12 protein-coding genes and 1 pseudogene are annotated in these 13,218 nt (G+C 71.1%); 7 read left to right on the top strand and 6 right to left on the bottom strand.

Annotated features, from left to right (window positions below):
- The first annotated feature begins 225 nt into the window (after positions 1 to 225).
- Complete coding sequence (locus IQ216_RS05660; protein WP_186698655.1) at positions 226 to 582, top strand: hypothetical protein; 357 nt, start codon at positions 226 to 228, stop codon at positions 580 to 582.
- A gap of 122 nt (positions 583 to 704) precedes the next feature.
- Entirely contained in the window at positions 705 to 1,214 is a 510-nt protein-coding gene (locus IQ216_RS05655) for a hypothetical protein (RefSeq protein ID WP_228007180.1), read from the top strand.
- A gap of 26 nt (positions 1,215 to 1,240) precedes the next feature.
- Here the strand turns inward: IQ216_RS05655 and IQ216_RS05650 are convergent, their stop codons facing one another.
- Positions 1,241 to 2,191, bottom strand: coding sequence for an aspartoacylase (locus IQ216_RS05650; RefSeq protein ID WP_370566623.1), 951 nt, complete (start codon positions 2,189 to 2,191; stop codon positions 1,241 to 1,243).
- Positions 2,192 to 2,255: 64 nt separating this feature from the next.
- Here IQ216_RS05650 and IQ216_RS05645 point away from each other — a divergent pair, with 64 nt between their 5' ends.
- The 4 genes from IQ216_RS05645 to IQ216_RS05630 all read left to right on the top strand — a co-directional run bounded on the left by IQ216_RS05645 (position 2,256) and on the right by IQ216_RS05630 (position 6,226).
- On the top strand, positions 2,256 to 3,230 hold the full coding sequence (locus tag IQ216_RS05645; RefSeq protein WP_193814694.1) for a glutathione S-transferase C-terminal domain-containing protein: 975 nt from the start codon (positions 2,256 to 2,258) through the stop codon (positions 3,228 to 3,230).
- Positions 3,227 to 3,895, top strand: a complete 669-nt coding sequence (locus tag IQ216_RS05640; RefSeq protein ID WP_193814693.1) for a DUF2301 domain-containing membrane protein — start codon at positions 3,227 to 3,229, stop codon at positions 3,893 to 3,895. Before IQ216_RS05645 ends, IQ216_RS05640 begins: the two co-directional genes overlap by 4 nt.
- Before the next feature lies 1 nt (position 3,896).
- Positions 3,897 to 5,891: an ABC-F family ATP-binding cassette domain-containing protein gene (locus IQ216_RS05635; protein WP_193814692.1), complete on the top strand. Its 1,995-nt coding sequence runs from the start codon at positions 3,897 to 3,899 to the stop codon at positions 5,889 to 5,891.
- A 116-nt stretch (positions 5,892 to 6,007) separates the two neighbouring features.
- Positions 6,008 to 6,226 (top strand): Calvin cycle protein CP12, encoded by a 219-nt coding sequence (locus tag IQ216_RS05630; RefSeq protein ID WP_186700128.1) that lies wholly within the window; start codon positions 6,008 to 6,010, stop codon positions 6,224 to 6,226.
- Positions 6,227 to 6,348: 122 nt separating this feature from the next.
- Here the strand turns inward: IQ216_RS05630 and obgE are convergent.
- A pseudogene (gene obgE, locus IQ216_RS05625) lies at positions 6,349 to 7,359 on the bottom strand (GTPase ObgE); the annotation flags it as partial.
- Positions 7,360 to 7,407: 48 nt separating this feature from the next.
- Between obgE and IQ216_RS05620 the strand changes: the two are divergent.
- Positions 7,408 to 8,622, top strand: a complete 1,215-nt coding sequence (locus IQ216_RS05620; protein WP_193814696.1) for an ABC transporter ATP-binding protein — start codon at positions 7,408 to 7,410, stop codon at positions 8,620 to 8,622.
- A gap of 13 nt (positions 8,623 to 8,635) precedes the next feature.
- On the opposite strand, the gene IQ216_RS05615 is transcribed toward IQ216_RS05620, so the two are convergent.
- The 4 genes from IQ216_RS05615 to IQ216_RS05600 form a co-directional block, all read right to left on the bottom strand.
- Positions 8,636 to 11,062, bottom strand: coding sequence for an endonuclease MutS2 (locus tag IQ216_RS05615; RefSeq protein WP_370566622.1), 2,427 nt, complete (start codon positions 11,060 to 11,062; stop codon positions 8,636 to 8,638).
- Positions 11,059 to 11,541 carry a VOC family protein gene (locus IQ216_RS05610; RefSeq protein ID WP_193814690.1) on the bottom strand — a complete coding sequence of 161 codons (483 nt, stop codon included), beginning with the start codon at positions 11,539 to 11,541 and terminating at the stop codon, positions 11,059 to 11,061. Before IQ216_RS05610 ends, IQ216_RS05615 begins: the two co-directional genes overlap by 4 nt.
- 84 nt (positions 11,542 to 11,625) lie before the next feature.
- The gene (gene hemB, locus IQ216_RS05605; RefSeq protein WP_193814689.1) at positions 11,626 to 12,627 is read right to left on the bottom strand and encodes a porphobilinogen synthase; all 1,002 of its coding nucleotides are present in this window, start codon (positions 12,625 to 12,627) and stop codon (positions 11,626 to 11,628) included.
- Between the two features lie 73 nt (positions 12,628 to 12,700).
- A partial coding sequence (locus tag IQ216_RS05600; protein WP_228007179.1) for a J domain-containing protein occupies positions 12,701 to 13,218 on the bottom strand: 518 nt, incomplete at its 5' end.

Raw genomic sequence — 13,218 nt, 5'->3', positions numbered from 1 at the left:
GCTCGAAAGAGCAGGTAAGTAGGACGGCAGAAGCACTTCAGGTCAGAGCCCAGAAGCAGAGTCGGCCGCGGGACGGAACCCCGTCGCTGACTAACGTAACAGAACGTTGCGGGGTTTGTGAAGAGGGATGTCCAGGTTTGTGAAGAGGAGTGTCGCGGTGGGAAGCAATCGGCCCCCAGCGATGGCCTCTCCGCTATGTCTGCGACACCCTCCTGCGATCAAGGCATGGCCATGCCAGCCCACCCGGCCCGCTTTCAGGTCCGCCTGCCGCTGGCCCTGGCGCTGACGCTGGCGGCGGCCTTCGCCTTGGGCGCCTGTGAGAAGAAGCCCTCCGCCGAGCTGCAACAACTGCAGCAGCGCCTCGAGCAGCAGGACCTCAAGATCCAGCAGCTGGAGCAGAAGCTCAATGCGGTGACGCCCAGGGGAGCAGCCGACAGCAGCGGCAAGCCCCCGGCCGGACCGGTGAAGTCGCTCACCTACAGGAGCGGCACCAGTGACGACCGCCTGCGCATCTACTGGGCCGACGGCACCAAGAGCGATCTGCCCTGCACCGAGGAGCAGGCCACCCTCGTTTGTGGCTGATCGAGGCTTCCGCAGGAGCGGCGAAGGCTCCAGCCTCTGGTGATTCCAAGAGCCGCAGGCCTTCCTCCATGGGGCGCTCCATCACCTGCCATCTCCAGAGGTCCTGTCGGGCCACCCAGGCCATGACCGGCCCGCTGCTGAAGCGCGCGGGGCGGCTGGTCACCCGCTGCCTGCTCAGCTCAGGCCTCGTGCTGGCCGTCAGCGTGCTGGAGGCCCCCCTCGGCCGGGCCCAGGAGCCATCACCAGGAAGCCTCACGGGCCAGACCCTGCAACGGATCGAGCAGATCATGGGCGAGGCGGCGGGCCTGCAGCGGGGCATCAACCTGGCCCGGGGCACCGCCGCCAAACTCAACGGCGGCCTGAGCTCCTACCGCCCAGCGGTGTGCATGTTCCAGGGGGTCAGCAACAACGCCTGCTTGGTGGATCGCTCCGAGGCGGGATTCACCTTCCGCTTCCTGGGGGGCAGCCCTGGCTGGGAGCAGCTGCAACTTCCTGCCACGGTGGAAACCGAGCTGGTGATCTCCCCCGACGGCCGCAGCGTGGTGCAGATCCTCTACAACGGCTTTCCCAGGCCAGAGCCTGCCCCCACGCCTGAGGCGGCCGCTCCTGATGCCGGCAATCCTGCATTCTGATTCTCTGGCTCAGCGGCGGCCGCGGCTCAGCTCAAACCCAGTCCGGCGGCCACCTGCGCCAGGGCCTGCCCCCAGGACTCCTCGACACTCCAGAGCTGCCGCCGGGTGAGGCTCAGGGCAATGCCCTTCTCGCCATAGGCGGCCTCATTGATGAACACCGCCACCGGCGGCTCGCCGCTCTGCTCGGCCTCAAAGCGCAGCACTGTGCCATCGGCATCGAGGAAGAGGGGATCGCCGTCGTGCAGCGGCACCCAGTCGCGCGACTGCAGCGCCGGGTGAATGCAGGCCCGGGGCGACCCATCGGCGCGACGGGGCACATCGAGGCTGCCCAGATGGGAGTGCACCACCAATACGGGGGGCAGCCGCAGCGTGCCGGCCCGGGCGGCCGCCAGCACCGCCAGGGCCGCCTCCAGGCCCAGCTGGGTCTGCCGGCAGATCCGGGCCTGGAGCACCCCCTGGGGCACGGGGCCCACCTCGATCACCACCCCACAGGGCCACTGCTCCAGCAGAAAGCCCGTCTGACTGGCATCACCCTCATGCAGGTAGATGGGCAGGCCCAGACGGCCCTGGATGCCGGCGGCCAGGGCCAGATCGGCGGGGCGCCGGCCGTAGACCACCAGGCAGTTGCCCATGGCGCTGGTGGTGCTGTGCAGATCGATCACCGCCCCACAGGGCTCGCTGCCCTTGGGACCATGGCTGGCGATCAGCTCGCGGGCGCGGCGCACGTCGAGGCCCTGCTCGGCGGGGTCCTGCAGCAAGGCCTCACGGAAGCAGCGGTTCAGGTCGCGCTCCAGATAGCGGCGGTTGCAGGCGTAGGCGGCGGGGTTGCCGAGCACCAAGTGCAGGGGAAGTCCTGCGGAGGCGAGGGTTTCGGGGCGCTGCTGCCAGTGCTCCAGCAGCCAGGGGGCATTGCGCTCATTGCCATGGGTGCCCGCCACCACCAGCACGCCGGCGGCCTGACCTGAACGCTCCTGCACGGGCCTCTCCCTGGCGTCTGGCCCCAGCCTGGCGCAGAGTCGAAGCAGCAGTGAGGGCAGGCCGATGGCACCAGCACCGATCCTGGTGCGCAGCGCCCGCTGCGCCTGGCAGTGGCAGTGGCGGCAGCTGATGGGGGGCCTGGCGCCCGCCGATGCGGCCGGCAACTACCGCCGCCCTGAGGGGGTGTTCACCTCCCCACCCCCGCCGCCGCCGGACGCCGCTGAACCCGGCGCCCATGTGCTGATCGTGGGCAGAAGCTGCCCCTGGGCGCACCGGGCCTGGCTGGTGTGGAGCCTGCGCCAGCTCGGCGGCAGCATCAGCCTGCAGGTGGCGGAGCCCGATCCGGAGGCGGGCCGCTGGCGCTTCCGGCAGCCGTTCCTGGGCTGCGACAGCCTGCAGGAGCTCTACCGCCTGTGCGGGGCCCCGGCCGGGGTGCGGGCGACGGTGCCGGTGCTGGTATCGCCGCGGCGGGGCGAGGTGCTGGTGGGCGAGAGCGCCCGGCTGATCGAACTGCTCAACCGCTGGCCCTCCCCAGTTGACTGCGACCTCGACCCTCCAGCCCAGCAGCCCCTGAGCCAGGCCTGGCGGCAGCGGCTCCAGCACGCTGTGAACGACGGCGTCTACCGCTGCGGCTTTGCCCGCAACCAACAGGCCTACGACCGCGCCGAAGCCGCCCTGTTCGCCACCCTCACCGAGGCCGAGCAACAGCTCGGCGACAACGAGGCCACCAGCCCCTGGCTGAGCGGTACCCAGCCCAGCCTGGCCGATGTGCAGCTGTTCCCCACCCTGATCCGGCTGGAGCTGGTGTACGCCCCCCTGTTCGGGGTGAGCCGGCTGCCCCTGAACCAGCTGCCGGCGCTGTGGCGCTGGCGCTCGCGCTTCCACGCCCTGCCCGGGGTGGCGGACACCTGCTGGCCGGACGCCTGGCGACAGGACTACTTCGGAGCCCTGTTTCCGCTGCATCCCTCGGGGATCGTCCCGGCCGGCCCGCCCCTGGCCACACTGGTGGGAGATCCACCCGCACCTGGGGCGCCATGACGGACTCAGCCATTGATCCCACCGGGCCTTCCGCAGCGGAGCCGGTGTTCCAGGGCGTCTATGGCCCGTTCACGATCACGGCCGAGGACCGCCGCGAGGTGCTCGGCTACCGGCTCAGCCTGCTGCTGGTGGCCCTGGCTCAGATCGCCCTGCTGGCCCAGTGGCGCTGGCTGGGGGATGGCTGGCTCTGGCCCTGGCTGCTGCCGATGGCAGCGGGCCTGGGGCTGGCCTTGCGCTGGATCCACATCTATCTGAAACCCCTGCATCAGGCCCTGCGGGCCTTCTGGCTGCTGGGCTGCCTGGGCTTCCTGGCCCTGGGGGTCCAGGCCGGCCCTGGGGCGATGGCCGCGGCCCTGCAGGCCGACGGTCGCTGGATCTGGGCCGTTGGGCCCTTCTTCGCGGCCCTGGCGGGGATCGGCTTCAAGGAGTTCTTCTGTTTCCAGCGGCCCGAGGCGATCGGCGTGACCCTGCTGTTGCCCCTGGCCCTGCTCGGCCAGCTCAGCGGCCTGCTATCGCCGACGGCCAGCGGCAGCCTGCTGGCCGTCGAGGCGGCGCTGCTGCTGGTGCTCTGCCTGCGCAAGTTCCCCATGCCCGCCGCGGCGGATGTAGGCGACAAGAGCGTCTTCGCCGCGCTGCAGGATCGCCGCCAGGGCGCCGGAGCCTGACGTGAGCCTGATCAGCCTGGTGGACGTCCGCAAGGACTTCGGCATCCGCACTCTGTTCGAGCAGCTCACCCTGCACATCGGCGAGCGCGAGCGCCTGGGTCTGATCGGACCCAACGGCGCCGGCAAGAGCACCCTGCTGAAGCTGCTGGCCGGCGAGGAGCCCCCCGGCGCCGGGCAGCGCCGCACCCTGCCCCAGGCCCGCGTCGTGCTGGTGAGCCAGGACCCGGTGCTCGATCCGGAGCGCACCGTGCTCGACCAGGTGTTCGAGGGCAGTGGCGAAAAACTGGCCCTGCTGCGCCGTTACACGGCGGTGAGCGATGCTCTGGCCCACGCCCGGGGCGATGAGGCCACGGCCCTGCTGGCGGAGCTGGGCGAGCTGAACAGCCGCATGGACCAGAGCCAGGCCTGGGGCCTCGAGCAGCAGGTGCGGGAGGTGCTGGATCGTCTCGGCGTCGACGGCGTGGGGCGCCGGGTGGGGGAGCTCTCGGGGGGGTTCCGCAAGCGCCTCGCCCTGGCCTCCGCCCTGGTGGCCGAACCCGATGTGTTGCTGCTGGATGAGCCCACCAACCACCTCGATGCCGACTGCATCCAGTGGCTTCAGGGCTACCTGGGGCGCTTCCCCGGGGCCCTGGTGCTGATCACCCACGACCGCTACGTGCTCGACCAGGTGGCCGATCGGATCGTGGAGGTGGACCGCGGCGAGGCCAGGAGCTACGGCGGCAACTACGCCACCTACCTGGCCCGCAAGGCCGAGGACGAGGCCTCAGCCGCATCCAGCGAAGCCAAGTTCAAGGGGGTGCTGCGGCGGGAGCTGGAGTGGCTGCGGCGCGGTCCCCAGGCCCGCAGCACCAAGCAGAAAGCCCGCATCCAGCGGATCGAGGCGATGCAGGAGGCGCCACGCCGCCAGAGCCGCGGCCAGCTGAGCCTGGCCAGCAACCAGCGCCGGCTGGGCAAGCGGGCGATCGAGGCGGAGGCCCTGAGCGCCTGGGCCAACGAGGCCTGCCGCCAGCGGGGCGAGCCCCCCCTGCTGCGGGAGTTCAGCTACGACTTCAGCCCGGAAGACCGGGTGGGGATCATCGGCCCCAACGGCTCGGGCAAATCCACCCTGCTGGACCTGATCGCCGGGCGGCGTCCGGTGCAGGAGGGCCGCCTGGAGCTGGGCTCCACCGTGAAGCTGGCCTATTTCGACCAGCACAGCGACGTGCTGGGGGAGGAGCGCGATGCGGCCGGCCGCGAGCGCAAGGTGATCGACGTGGTGACCGAGGCGGCCAGCAGCGTGGAGCTGGAGGGCAGCCCGATCAGCGCCTCCCAGCTGCTGGAGCGCTTCCTGTTCCCCCCGGCCCAGCAGCACCAGCCGGTGAGCAGGCTCTCGGGCGGCGAGCGGCGGCGGCTGCACCTCTGCCGGCTGCTGATCGAGGCCCCGAATGTGCTGCTGCTGGATGAGCCCACCAACGATCTGGACGTCCAGACCCTCACGGTGCTGGAAGACTTCCTCGAGGACTTCCGCGGCTGCGTGGTGGTGGTGTCCCACGACCGGTACTTCCTCGATCGCAGCGTGGACCGGCTGTTCGCCTTCCATGACGGCGTGCTGGAGCGATTCGAGGGCAACTACAGCGCCTACCTGGAGCAGCAGCAGCAACGGCGCAGCAGGGTCCGGGATAGCTCGCGGACGAAGCCGGAGGCCTCGCTGGTCGGCCCACCAGCACAGGACGCCCCCCGCACCGCTGCGCCCGAGCCCAAGGCCCTCCAGACCACAACCAGCGCCATCCCAGAGCAGAAGCGACGGCGCAGCTTCCGGGAAAGCCGCGAGCTGAGCCAGATCGATCACGATCTCCCCGTGTGGGAGGAGCACTGCCGGGTGCTGCAGCGGCGGATGGCCGAAGCGAGCAGCGACTACGCCGCCCTGGAGGCCCTGACCCAGGAGCTCTCGGAGCTGAGCGGGCGCATCGCCAGGGCCGAGGAGCGCTGGCTCGAGCTCAGCGAGCTGGCCGGCTGACGGCGCCAGGGCTCCATCAGCGGCCCACCACAGAGCCACGATCAGCAGGCATCCGGGCTTGCATGGCCCGTAAGGTGGGCGTCAATGCGCTTCGGACCGACCCGGCCGGCAACTGCATGAACAACATCGACGAGCACATCCAGAAGGACGAGACCGAGATGGAAGCGGCGAAAGCTGCCGGCAACCTCGGCAAGGCCCGCCATCTGGAGGATGAGCTCAAGGGGCTCCAGGAGTACAAGGCCCACCACCCCGAAGACAGCCACGATCCCTCACCGCTCGAGGTGTACTGCGAGCTGAACCCCGAAGCCCCCGAGTGCCGGGTCTACGACGACTGAGCCCCTCAGGACTCAGACCGTGCTGAAGGTGGAGCCGCCAGGGCCAGAGCCTCTGGCCCCTTCACTGCCCCCAGAGCCTCAACGGCTGCCTCTTCGTCCCTACGGACGGCAGCGGCGGCGTCGAGTTCTCGCCACACCACAGCCAGCAGCTGGTCCAGGTGTTGGGATGTGGCGCCGGAGAGGGCGAGTACTTCCTGAATTCCAGCCTTGAAGGTGGTGCCATCTGGGCGGCAGTGCTCGCAGACCTCCTCCTTCAGGCCTGCCAGGATCTCCGGATCCAGCAGCTCAATCTTGTTGAGCGCCACCAGCCGAGGCCGCTCGCTGAGCCCGTGGCCATAGGCCTTCAGCTCGCTTTCCACCACCTTGAGGTCCTCGAGCACCGAGGCTGAGGCGGCGTCGACTAGATGCACCAGCAGCCGCGTGCGCTCGATGTGCCGCAGGAAGTCGTGGCCGAGTCCGGCGCCCTGGGCGGCCCCGGCGATCAGGCCCGGGATGTCGGCAAACACGGTGCCATCGCCACTGGGGCGACGCACCACCCCCAGGTTGGGCACGAGGGTGGTGAAGGGGTAGTCGGCGACCTTCGGCCGGGCGGCTGAGAGCACCGAGATCAGGGTGCTCTTGCCGGCATTGGGCAGGCCGATGATCCCCACCTCGGCCAGCAGCTTGAGTTCGAGCTGCAGCAGCCACTCCTCGCCCTCCTTGCCCTCGGTGAACTTCTCCGGCGCCCGGTTGCGGTTGCTGAGATAGTGGGCATTGCCCAGGCCACCGCGGCCGCCCAGGGCCACCAGCAGCTCATCGCCCGGGGCCGTCAGATCGCCGAACAGGATGCCGGTGCGGGAGTCGCGCACCTCGGTGCCACAGGGCACCTTGATGCGCAGCACATCGCCGCCGGCACCGCTGCGGCGGTTGGGCCCGCCGCGGCGGCCATCGATGGCCTGGAACAGGCGCCGGTAGCGGAAGTCCAGCAGGGTCTGGAGGTTGGCGTCGGCCTGCAGCAGCACATCGCCGCCGCGGCCGCCATCGCCACCGGAGGGGCCGCCGGCTGGAACGTATTTTTCCCGTCGGAAGGCCACGATGCCATCGCCACCGCGGCCGGCCTTGACGGCGATTCGGGCCTGATCGATGAACTGCATGGCCCAAACCTAGGATTCCAGCTGAAAGCGGGCCACGTGGGAGCAGGTTTGGCGGAGGKTCGGTTCCACGGCGTCGGCAAGATCTATCCTCCCCGCCGGGGCGGAGCGCCGGTGGAGGTGCTGCGGCAGCTGGAGCTGCACGTGCACGACGGCGAATTCCTGGTGCTGGTGGGCCCTTCCGGCTGCGGCAAGAGCACCCTGCTGCGCCTGCTGGCCGGGCTGGAGCAGCCCACTTCCGGCACGATCTCAGTGGGGGAGCGCGACGTGACGGGGCTGCGGCCGGCCCAGCGCGATGTGGCCATGGTGTTCCAGAGCTATGCCCTCTATCCCCATCTGACGGTGGCCGGCAACCTGAGCTTCGGGCTGCGGCGCAGCCGGCCCCGCACCGCCATCCAGCAGCTGCAGGACAGGCTGCACCTGGCCAGCCAGCATCTGCCCCGCCCCCTGCGCGTCCGCTCGCCCCGGGAGGAACGGATCGCCGCCCGGGTGCGCCAGGTGGCCGGCAGCCTCGAACTCGATCCGCTGCTGCAGCGCCTGCCCAAGGAACTCTCCGGGGGGCAGAAGCAACGGGTGGCCCTGGGGCGGGCGATCGCGCGCCAGCCAGCCGTGTTCCTGATGGATGAACCGCTCAGCAACCTCGATGCCAAGTTGCGCGCCGGCACCCGCGCCCAGATCGTGGAGCTGCAGCGCTCGCTGGGCACCACCACCCTCTACGTGACCCACGACCAGGTGGAGGCGATGACGATGGGCCACCGCATCGCCGTGCTCAATGGCGGCAGACTGCAGCAGCTGGGCACGCCGCTGGAGCTCTACCAATGGCCCGCCAACCTGTTCGTGGCCCAGTTCATCGGCAGCCCGCCGATGAATCTGCTGCCGGTCATGGCCTTGGCGGCCGGGCAGCTGCAGCTGGGGGGCCGCAAGCTGCCGGTGGAGGGCCCCATGGCCGAGGTGCTGGCTGCCAAGGCTGGCCAGGAGCTCACCGCCGGGCTGCGGCCGGAGCACCTGCGGCTGGCCCCGGCCACGAACCGCAACCTGGCGGCGGAGGTGCAGCACGTGGAGGCCCTGGGCAATGAGCAACTGCTGAGCTGCCGGCTGGAGGCCGGCGACCATCTGTTGCAGGTGCGGGTAGCGCCGGAGGAGCGCCTGGCCGCGGGCCACACCATCCACCTCGATCCGGAGCCGGCGGGCTGGCGCCTGTTCGACGCCGCCGGCAACGCCCTGGCGCCGGAGAGCCAGCCGGCCCTGAGCCTGCCGGATCTCTAGCCCCGGCGGCTCTCTAGCGCAGATGGATCACGCTGCAGCCGGGGCCGCCGTCGCCCTGGGCCGCATCGTCCACCCGCTCCACGTAGGCCACGCCCCGCAGCCACTCGCGCAGGCCGCGCTTGAGCTTGCCGGTGCCGATGCCGTGGATCACCCACACCGGCCCGTTGGCCCGGCGCAGCTGCTCCTCCACGGCGGCTTCCGCCTCATGCACCCGCAGCCCGCGCACGTCCACGGTGTTGCGCTCGCTGCGTACGTCGGCGCCCCGGCCGCCGAGGCCCGAGCGGGCCCGCACCTGCACCTCGGGGGGCGGCGGTGGCGAGGGCTTCTCGCCGTTGAGGCCTTCGATGCCCTCCAGGGGCACGTTGAGGCGCATCACGCCACAGCGCACGCTGAGCTCGCGGCCAGCCTCGCTCAGGGCCAGCACCTCGCCGGCCTTGCCCAGCGAAAGCACCCGCACCCGCTCTCCCACCCCCGGCATCCAGCCGCCATGGTTGCGGCGCTCAGGCTCTGGCCGGTGCTCCAGCTCCAGCTGCCGCAGCCGCTGGCCGGCCTGGCGGGCCGTCTCGCCGAGCGGGCGGCTGGCCTCCCCCCCCTGGCGCAGCCGGCGGATGATGCGGCGCACTTCCTGCTGTCCCTGGCGAATCGAGCGCTCCAGGCCGCGGCGGCGCTGGTCCTGCAGCTCGGCGCTCTGCTGCTGCTGCTGCTGCCAGCGCAGCAGCAGCTCCTCGTGCAGCAGCTCGGTGCGGGCCAGCAGGGCGGCCGCCTCCTCAGCCGCCTCCTGCTGCCGCTGGCGCTGGCTCTCCAGGCCCACGATCACCTGGTTCACCTCCCCCTCGCCCAGGGAGCCGAGCTGGGTCTGGGCCTCCTCCAGCACGGCCTCGTTGAGGCCGAGGCGTCGGGCAATGGCGAGGGCATTGCTGCGACCGGGAATGCCCCACTGCAGGCGGTAGGTGGGCGAGAGGGTCTCCACGTCGAAGGCCACCGAGGCGTTCTCGAAGCGGGCATCGGCGTACTTGAGCGCCTTGAGCTCACCGAAGTGGGTGGTGGCCAGGGTGAGCCGGGCCCGCTCGGCCAGGTGGCGCAGCAGGGCGGCGGCCAGGGCTGAGCCCTCCACCGGATCGGTGCCGGCGCCCACCTCATCGAGCAACACCAGCGAGGCGCCAGGGGCGGAACTGCTGAGAGCGGCCAGGATCCTGGCGATGCGCCGGATGTGGCCGCTGAAGGTGGAGAGGTTCTGCTGCAGCGACTGCTCATCGCCGATGTCGGCCAGCACCTGGCCGCACCAGGGCAGCCGCGGCGTGCCCGAGCAGGACAGGAACAGGCCGGCGCGGGCCATCAGCACGGCCAGCCCCAGGCTCTTGAGGGTCACGGTCTTGCCGCCGGTGTTGGGGCCGGTGATCGCCACCACCCGCAGCTCCGGCGCCACGGCGAGGGTCACGGGCACCACCGGGTGGCCTCCCTGGCGCCGCTGTTGCCAGAGCAGCAGCGGGTGGCGCAGGTCTACCAGGGAGAAGGGCGCCAGGGGGTCGGCCTCCAGTTCGGGCCGCACGGCCCCGAGCCAGGCGCCGTAGCGGGCCCTGGCCAGGCCGGCATCGAGGCGGCGCAGCACCTGCTGCAGCTGTGCCAGCGCCTCGGCCTCCTGGCCCACCAGGCCACTGAGGTCCCTGAGCACGGCCTGCTCCAGCTCCCGCTCCTGCCCCTCCAGCTCCCTGAGCCTGTTGCCCAGACCAATCACCGCCTGGGGTTCCACAAACACCGTGCTGCCGGAGGCGGAGCTGTCGTGCACCAGCCCCGGCACCCGGGCCGCGGCCCCGGCCTTCACGGCCAGCACGGGCCGGCCGGCCCGCTCCGCCGCCACCGTGTCCTGCAGCAGGGGCGCGTAGCGGCGCAGCAGCTCAGAGAGGCGATCACGGCGATCGCTGCGCACCGCCTGCAGCTGGCGGCGCAGCCCCGACAGCTCGGGGCTGGCGCGATCGGCAACCCGGCCACCCTCATCGAGGCAGAACCGCAGCCGCTGCTCCAGCTCCGGCAGGGTGCGCAGCTCGGCCACCAGCGCCGCGCACACCGGCCGCAGCTGGGGGTCGTCGAGCTGGCGGCGCAGGCGACGGGCCGCCGCCAGGGTGGCCGCCAGCTGCAGCAACGGTTCGCCCGCCGCGCAGCCGCCCTTGGCGCAGAGGAGCACCAGGGAGGCGATGTCAGCCACGCCCTCAAAGCTGAGGCCCCCCTCCAGCAGGCCGTCGAGGCCAAGCAGCTCCGTGGTTTCGGCCAGCAGGGCGCGGCTTTCCGGCAGGCTGGCCGCCAGGGGCAATTCCAGGCAGTGGTTGCGACCGGCCACGGTGCTGGCGAACCCCGCCAGCTGCTCGGCCAGCCGCGGCCACTCCAGCAGCTCAAGCGCCTCCTGCTCAATGCCGCTCAGCAGCTCAGGCCCTCTGCCGTTCACGGCAATGGGGGCGGAATGGGCGCCTGGCCGGCCACATTGCTGGGGATGCCGCCGGGGGGTTCGTAGAGCATCTCGAGCCAGTTGCCCTCGGGATCGCGCAGGTAGAAGCTGGCCGTGCCGTCGCGGTGGTCATGCACCGGACCGCAGGCGTGGCCGGCGGCGCTGAGGGCGCCATGCACGGCATCCACCTCAGCGCGATCGCGGAAGTGGAGCGCCATGTGGGGACCGGCAGCCGTGTAGGTGGGGCTGAGCAGGGCGATGCCCTCGCCGCTGCCGGGCCATTGCAGGTAGGCCCAGTCCTCGGCCTGCCAGGTGAGCCGCAGGCCGAGGMCCACGTAGAAGGCCGTGGCCCGCTCCATGTCCTGCACCCTCAGGGCCACATGGCCGAGGCGGTGGGAAGCGGCAGCGCCGCCTGGATCCCTGGGGGCAGCCGCCGGGGAACGCTCGGAGGGGRGGGGCGCTCGATCGGAGCCGGCCATGGCAACACATTCCGTGGGATGCGGAGTGGGAACGGAGAACGTGGACGCCATTCTCTCGAGAGCGGATGGCCCGGCGTGGCGGCCTCAGGCCTGGCGCAGCCAGGCCGCGGCGTCGCAGGCGTGGTAGGTGAGGATCAGATCGGCTCCGGCCCGCTTGAAGCAGAGCAGGGTTTCGAGCACCACGGCCCGCTCGTCGATCCAGCCCCGCTCAGCGGCGGCCTTCACCATGGCGTATTCGCCGCTCACGTTGTAGGCGGCGATCGGCTGCTCACTCTCGGCGCGCAGCCGGTGGATGATGTCGAGATAGGCCAGCCCAGGCTTCACCATCAGGATGTCGGCCCCCTCACCCTCATCGAGCTGGGCCTCCAGGATCGCCTCGCGGCCATTGGCCGGATCCATCTGATAGGTGCTCTTGTCCTTGGGGATCGGCTTGCCCGGGGCCGCCCGGGGGGCGGAATCGAGGGCTTCGCGGAAGGGGCCGTAGTAGGCGGAGGCGTACTTGGCCGTGTAGCTGATGATGCCCACATGCTCGAAGCCCTCCTCATCGAGGGCCTCGCGGATGGCGCTGACACGGCCGTCCATCATGTCGCTGGGGCCGATCAGATCGGCACCGGCGCGGGCCTGGGCCACGGCCTGGCGGCAGAGGATCTCCACGGTGTCGTCGTTGAGCACCACGCCCTCGGGGCTGACGATGCCGTCATGGCCGTCGCAGGAGTAGGGATCGAGGGCCACGTCGGTCATGATCGCCATCTCCGGGTGCACCTCCTTGAGACGGCGGATGGCGCGGGGAATCAGGCCGTGCTCGTTGAAGCACTCGGCGCCGTCTTCACTCTTGAGGCCATCGGCCACCTTGGGGAAGAGCACCACGCAGCGGATGCCCAGCTGCCAGGCGCGGCCCACCTCCTCCACCAGCCCCTCCAGGCTCCAGCGCTGGCAGCCGGGCATGGCGCCGATCGGCTCGTTCGTGGCTCCCTCATGCACGAACAGCGGGTAGATGAAGTCAGCAGCGCTGAGCTGGTGCTCCCGCACCATCGCCCGCAGGGCCGGCGTGCGGCGCAGTCGGCGGGGGCGGTAGCTGAGCTCCATGGAACCAGATGTGCTGAGGCGGATCCTAGGGAGGGGCAGGTCGCCGCTCCAGCGCAGAATCGGCTGAGCGCCCTCAGAGCCTGGCCGCCTCCATCCAGCCGGCCCGCGGGTCGGCACTGCGGGCGCTGCGCAGCTGCTGCAGCAGCTGCCGCTCCTCCTCGCTGAGGGTCTCGGGCAGGCGCAGCACGGGGGTGAGCAGCAGGTCGCCGCGACCGTCCTTGAGGGGCCAGCCCTTGCCCTTGAGCCGCAGGCTGCGGCCCAGGGTCATGCCCGGCGGCACCTGCACGGAGGCCTCGCCATCGGGGGTGGCCACCCTTACCTCACCGCCGAGGGCCAGTTCATCGAGGCTGAGGGGCAGTTCGGAGCGCAACTGGTCGCCATCGAGCTTCCACACCGGGTGGCTCTGGATCTGGAGGTTGAGGTAGAGGTCGCCGCGACGGCCGGTGCCGGGCTGCAGGTTGCCCTTGCCCTTGAGCCGCAGGCGGCTGCCCTGGCGGACGCCGGCCGGGATGCGCACCTGCACCCGCTCATCGTTCACCGCCAGGGTGCGCTCACAGCCCCGGAAGGCATCTGACATGCCCAGCGCGAGAT

The sequence above is a fragment of the Cyanobium sp. LEGE 06143 genome (genome assembly GCF_015207535.1).
In the GTDB taxonomy this organism is placed as follows: domain Bacteria; phylum Cyanobacteriota; class Cyanobacteriia; order PCC-6307; family Cyanobiaceae; genus NIES-981.
Note: the sequence above shows the minus strand (reverse complement) of the source record. Positions and strands in the feature narration are given on the sequence as shown.

Coding starts and splice junctions, on each gene's coding strand:
- IQ216_RS05660 (WP_186698655.1), top strand. CDS start 226: ATGGCCATGCCAGCCCACCCGGCCCGCTTTCAGGTCCGCCTGCCGCTG.
- IQ216_RS05655 (WP_228007180.1), top strand. CDS start 705: ATGACCGGCCCGCTGCTGAAGCGCGCGGGGCGGCTGGTCACCCGCTGC.
- IQ216_RS05645 (WP_193814694.1), top strand. CDS start 2,256: ATGGCACCAGCACCGATCCTGGTGCGCAGCGCCCGCTGCGCCTGGCAG.
- IQ216_RS05640 (WP_193814693.1), top strand. CDS start 3,227: ATGACGGACTCAGCCATTGATCCCACCGGGCCTTCCGCAGCGGAGCCG.
- IQ216_RS05630 (WP_186700128.1), top strand. CDS start 6,008: ATGAACAACATCGACGAGCACATCCAGAAGGACGAGACCGAGATGGAA.
- hemB (WP_193814689.1), bottom strand. CDS start 12,627: ATGGAGCTCAGCTACCGCCCCCGCCGACTGCGCCGCACGCCGGCCCTG.